Below are 5030 nucleotides of genomic sequence, written 5' to 3' on the forward strand. Positions count from 1 at the left end.
GACGAGTAGAAGCTCAGGATCATGGACGCCGACAGTAGAAACGCCACACGCCCCGGCGCAACAGCCAAACACAGAGGCCGCCCGCCCCTTTCGGGCTTATCGCAACACGCAAACTAAGCGGGGACAAACCGACGGAAATCGTGGGGGGAGAATTTCAGCGGGTTTCCTGTGGTGTCGGTGAGTCCGGTGTGCGCGAGTCCGTCGTTGAGCAGGTCTCTGATGGTCGCGACGGGAATCGGCCGGTTCTCGACGCCGATGTGCCGTTGGAACAGCAGCGGCATGGGTGGGTTCCAGACGCGCTCATGAGCGTCGTAGGACACGACCAGCGGGACGGCTCCATTGTCATCGCGGATGCGGCAGATGACGGCGCTGAGGACATCGGCGAGTTCGGGGGCTATCACCAGTAGCCGTTCGGCATCGGACTTGGAGGGAGCGATGTGCAGCAGCGGGACGAGTTCCCCGCTGCCGGGAAGTCGGTATTGGACGAGGCTGTGGTGGGACAGTTCGGACAGTTCCTCAACGCGAATTCCGGTGTGACGCAGCACCTCCACGATCGCCCAAGCCCAGAAGGCTCGATGTTCCTCCTGGGTGAGGTCTCGGCGTTTCCCTGTCTGCGGGTCGTCGGCCCAGACTTTGGCCGGGATGTTCTTTGTGACCGACCGGCGAAGGCGTTGCCCAGCGACTACGAACTCTTCGCCGGGGGCTGCGGCGCGGGCCGCATCCAGCCGCTCGGCCGTGAGTCGTCGTTCATTGTCGACGGTCCGGACCAGCGTGGGCAGGACCGGAAGTCGTTCTCGGGTGCGCTGGTCCATGCGGGATTTGCGTTGTGCGGCGTCTTTTCGCCGGGACAGCTCATCCTCGCGGATCGGGCATGGCGCTGCCCATATGCCCCAGCGGGACGGGTCGTCGATGGCCCATTGCGCCAGATCCAGGTAGAACGCTCGCACCATCGTCATATAGTTCAATCCGCCAGTGGCGCGGCGGGTTTCGGTCTCAATGACGTCGCCATCGGCATCTTTGGTGCGCACCTTCTTCATGGCGACGCGTTGCTTCCAGGCCGCGGCGACATCAGGATGCAGGCGCAGCGAGTCGATGCCGGGATGATGGTCTTCGAGGTCCTTCCAGAACAGCTTCCCGAGCCCGAACGCGAGAGCTCGAAGGGAAGTGTGGTCGACTGCAAGTTGCCGTTCGCGCAGGTAGTCCACGAGCAGATCACGCACCGGTCGGCACTCGATCTTGTAGCGGTCGATCAACTGCTCGACGCTGAGCTGCCCCTGTGCTTGACTGCTGATGATCCGGACCGTGGACGGAGCCGCATCGGGGAACACTCCAGCTGCGTGCAGGAGCTGGTAGAAGTAGGCGCTGGTGTCACGGCGGCCGCCGCGCGGGGCAGCGAGCAACTCGACCAGCTCCACGCAGTCTCCGACCGTGATGTCGCGGACGGTGCCGCCCTTGGCGGCGAGGATGGTGGCGATCCGCCGAAGCGCAATGTATTTCGTGTGAGCGTTGGCAGGATCGGTGCGGCAGACCTCAGCGATCGCAGCGAATCCTTCCGGATCGCGGCTGCGAGAAATCTCGGCGGTCAGAATCTGCACGGTTCCTGGGTTGAGCAGCCATGACAGGCTGGGCCGGATCACGTCGCCGCTGATCAACGCCAGAATCGCATTGCCCAGGGCGGTGAACTCGGTTTGCTCGAGGCTGTAGGCCATCCCGACCGACTTGAGCCATTCGCGCACCAGGTATCGCCAGCCGATATTGCCCGCGACGTCCGCGCCGCTGATCAGCCACCGGTCCTGCCACGTTTGTCCTGGGAACTGCTCCAGCCACTGCAAGATCTTGCCGAGCGCGACCTTGCGCCGCATCTGTGAGTGCACGGGCTCGAGCACGAACGGCGGTGCGAGCAAGCGTCTCATCACCACCTCACGCGGCTGCTCGGTGGTTTTCCATCGCGCTGGAATGCGGCGTGGAGGGAACTGTTTCATCAGCGCGACCGCTGCCGGTCCCAGCCTGCGAACCGGCGTCACCTCGGCCGTCGCGTTCGTCGTCACGGTCATGCGGTGCCCTCCCCGAACAAGACGTTCAGCGACTCCTGCCGATACGACAGCGCCGACGAGGAATCTTCCACGCTCGGAGCCGACGCCTTCTTGTTCTGTCGGCGCAGGTAATGGGCGAGAACGTCGGCGATCACGTCCTCGGGCAGAGGAGTCGTATAAATCTGGGTCGTGGTCAGGTGCGCGTGGCCGAGGACCCACTGAACATCGGTCAACAGCATTTCAGGATCGCGGGCCATTCGGTAGGCGGCCGTGTGGCGGAGATCGTGCAACGACCAGTTGGCTCCGAGCGCCGTGTTGGCCCGCACGAACATCCGATACGCGGCGTGATAGGTCAGCGGGCGTAACGGTCGACGCAATGTCCACCACAGCGGTGCGTCCCTGTCGGACGGTACGAGGCCCTGCAGCTCGGCTTGATAAAGCCGCAACCACACGAACGAGTCCGCAGAGGCCGGAACCTGCTGAACAGCACGAGTTCCCTTGCGCACCACCGTAATCAGTTGCCGTCCAGGATCTGCGTCGCTCTGGTGTGCACCCAGCAGTTCCGAGGCCCGCACTCCGGAGGACACCCACAACGCCACGAGAGCCCGGTCGCGGTTCGACGGTAGCTGTGCGAACAGCTCGTCGAACTTCTCGTCCGGGATGCTGCGCGGCACCCGCCGGACCGGTCGCGGCCGATACAGACCCGATCGCTCATTGCGAAACGGTTCGAGCGGATTGTGGTGGGCGTGCGGGCGAGTGTTGCGCCGGGCCAGAGGAAACGGATTGATCATCGGCCCCGACCCGGCCTCACGGTGGAATTCGTAGAACCCGCGCAGCACCGTTTCGCTGTGCCCGCGTGTGCTCGCCGCGTAGTTCCCGCCCGGCGTGGGCTTCCCCGTCACGGGATTCGGCATGCCCGCATCTGGTCGCACAGGTCCACGCTTGCCGCAGATCTGGATCCATCGCGTGAAGTCCCGTGCCTCGGCGCGAGTGGCTTGATTCCAGGGCACCTCGATTCGCCCACAGAAACCGATACCAGCGTAGGAGATCCATTCCATACGATCGTTGCGTCGCCTGAGATTTCCCTGCCGCCTGCAATTCCCGAAGCCACCGCCCGACCGAGCCGACGCCGGCTCCGGCAGGGTCAAGCAGCTGCCATGGTTGCCAGTCGGTGCCGGTCTCGACCAGCGCCCCGACCCGGGGCACGACCAACGACCCGAGATCCCGATCTTCCTTGTCGATCACGCGACGGAACCGTAGTGACCAACAGACAGCCCCGGCCCCTCATCTGCGAAAGTTCTTTTCGTAGTTCAGTCAACAGGGAAACCCGCGGATACCGCTGCAACTTCTGCTCGCGCGAGGACCGCTCGGCCTTCGACATCAGATCCGTGACCATCAACAGGTCGAACAACTCCAGCACGTCATCGGTCGCCCGGCCTGTCAGCACTTTCACCGTGGCCACCATCACCGCCACCCGATGCTGACGGGGTTCGAGGCGCCGCAACGCAGGAGCCTTGCTCGACAACCCGTAGGTGGCCAGCCCGATCACCCGGCGCGGCGGAACCATCGACACATCCAGGCACTGCCCACCCACCGCGATCAGCTCGGCCAAGCGGTCCAATGCCGCCAACATCCCCTTGGAACTGGTCCGGAACACGCCCCGGCGAAGCCGTTCCAGCTCGCTCACACGCCGCTTGCCCTCGGGCGCGGCCAGCAACGCCAACAGCGCCGACGCCGAACCGGCGCTCAGCTGATCGGTCAGCTGACCCCACAACCGCCGATCAGCGGCCTGCCGGCCATCGGTGACCAAACGTTCCAGAGTGCGCAGACCAGGCAGCAGCGCCTGGTGTTTGCGTAGCCAGTCGACCGCGCCGGCGAACATCGCTTTCGGTCCGTCACCGCTCACCCATGCCTGGTCGGCGACCCACGCCGCCAACTCCGGCTCGACCTCGCTGTAGGAGGTCAACCCGTACTCGCGCTGGATCTCCCAGGCATGTTCGAGTTTGGTCTTCTCCCGCTCGGTGTACCGCTTCACACACGAGGAGTCCTCGATCCCCAACTGCTCGGCCAGATAGTCGACCAGCTCCGGCGGCACGTCGAGCGGATCGGCCAGGAACATCCCGAGCTGCCGGACCGTCACGACCTGAAGCGCGAACCCCAACCGGTTGTAATCCCGACGCCGACCCGCGACCAGCTTCCGGTCCTCGTCATCAAGATAGAAAAACCGCTCCAGCTCAAAACGAGACAACGCCCCAAACCGGCCATAGCCACCCTCATCGGTCACGCCGACATGAAATCACCTACAGCCCAGCACCGTTCGATCTTCAGCCCTTAGCGCCGGATCGGGCGGATCTGCTCCCCGACCCCCAACAGCTCCTCGCGTTCGGACTCGCTGAGCTGGTCACCGGCTGCTCCGTCGCGCTGCTGCCGGTCGCGGGCCACCCAGGTCGTCAGCATGCCCTCGTTGACCCCCCAGCTCACGGGCAACCTGCGCGACCGGCCGCCCGGTCACACGCACGATCCGCACCGCGCCCCCACGGAACCCCCGATCGAACTTGCTGTCAGCGTTCACGAAAATCCGCAGGTAAGCGGTTTTCCGTTCACGTATTCGGGCAGGGCCGCGTTCACGTAATTCCCCAGCGGGAAGGCGGTCACGGCCGGTGTGGTCCTCGCAGGAGTTGGCTGCTCCCATCGCTCGATGGTGATGGGAGCCTGTATTGGCGAGGAGAACGTTCGACGTGGTCGATATCGTCGAGATCTTGGTTCACTGGCATGCGGGTCGTTCGCAGAGCCAGATCGCGACCAGCCTTGGGCTGGACCGCAAAACAGTGAAGAAGTATGTGGACCCGGCGATCGCGGCCGGGTTGTCGCCGGGCGGGCCGCAGCGCTCGCCCGCGGAGTGGAGCGAGCTGGTGCGGCAGTGGTTTCCGCAGATCGCCGATACGAGGGTGCGGCAGACAACGTGGCCGGAGATCGAGCAGCATCGCGAGTTCATCG

Annotated in this window: 4 protein-coding genes and 1 pseudogene; 1 reads left to right on the forward strand and 4 read right to left on the reverse strand. The window is 64.6% G+C overall.

Translation table 11 applies throughout. The features are described 5' to 3' along the window. Positions 1-113 precede the first annotated feature (113 nt). The 4 genes from IU459_RS36550 to IU459_RS36565 all read right to left on the reverse strand — a co-directional run bounded on the left by IU459_RS36550 (position 114) and on the right by IU459_RS36565 (position 4514). The gene (locus tag IU459_RS36550; protein ID WP_195134159.1) at positions 114-2054 is read right to left on the reverse strand and encodes a site-specific integrase; all 1941 of its coding nucleotides are present in this window, start codon (positions 2052-2054) and stop codon (positions 114-116) included. Beyond that, positions 2051-2947 carry a tyrosine-type recombinase/integrase gene (locus tag IU459_RS36555; RefSeq protein WP_228839023.1) on the reverse strand — a complete coding sequence of 299 codons (897 nt, stop codon included), beginning with the start codon at positions 2945-2947 and terminating at the stop codon, positions 2051-2053. Before IU459_RS36555 ends, IU459_RS36550 begins: the two co-directional genes overlap by 4 nt. Before the next feature lie 230 nt (positions 2948-3177). After that, positions 3178-4317, reverse strand: coding sequence for a DUF4158 domain-containing protein (locus IU459_RS36560; RefSeq protein ID WP_195134160.1), 1140 nt, complete (start codon positions 4315-4317; stop codon positions 3178-3180). A gap of 47 nt (positions 4318-4364) precedes the next feature. Next, positions 4365-4514 carry a hypothetical protein gene (locus tag IU459_RS36565; protein WP_195134161.1) on the reverse strand — a complete coding sequence of 50 codons (150 nt, stop codon included), beginning with the start codon at positions 4512-4514 and terminating at the stop codon, positions 4365-4367. Between the two features lie 257 nt (positions 4515-4771). Here IU459_RS36565 and IU459_RS36570 point away from each other — a divergent pair. Beyond that, positions 4772-5030 (forward strand): annotated as a pseudogene (locus IU459_RS36570) (IS21 family transposase); the annotation flags it as partial.

This window comes from Nocardia amamiensis (genome assembly GCF_015477605.1).
GTDB lineage: Bacteria > Actinomycetota > Actinomycetes > Mycobacteriales > Mycobacteriaceae > Nocardia > Nocardia amamiensis_A.

Coding starts and splice junctions, on each gene's coding strand:
- IU459_RS36550 (WP_195134159.1), bottom strand. CDS start 2,054: ATGACCGTGACGACGAACGCGACGGCCGAGGTGACGCCGGTTCGCAGG.
- IU459_RS36555 (WP_228839023.1), bottom strand. CDS start 2,947: ATGCCGAATCCCGTGACGGGGAAGCCCACGCCGGGCGGGAACTACGCG.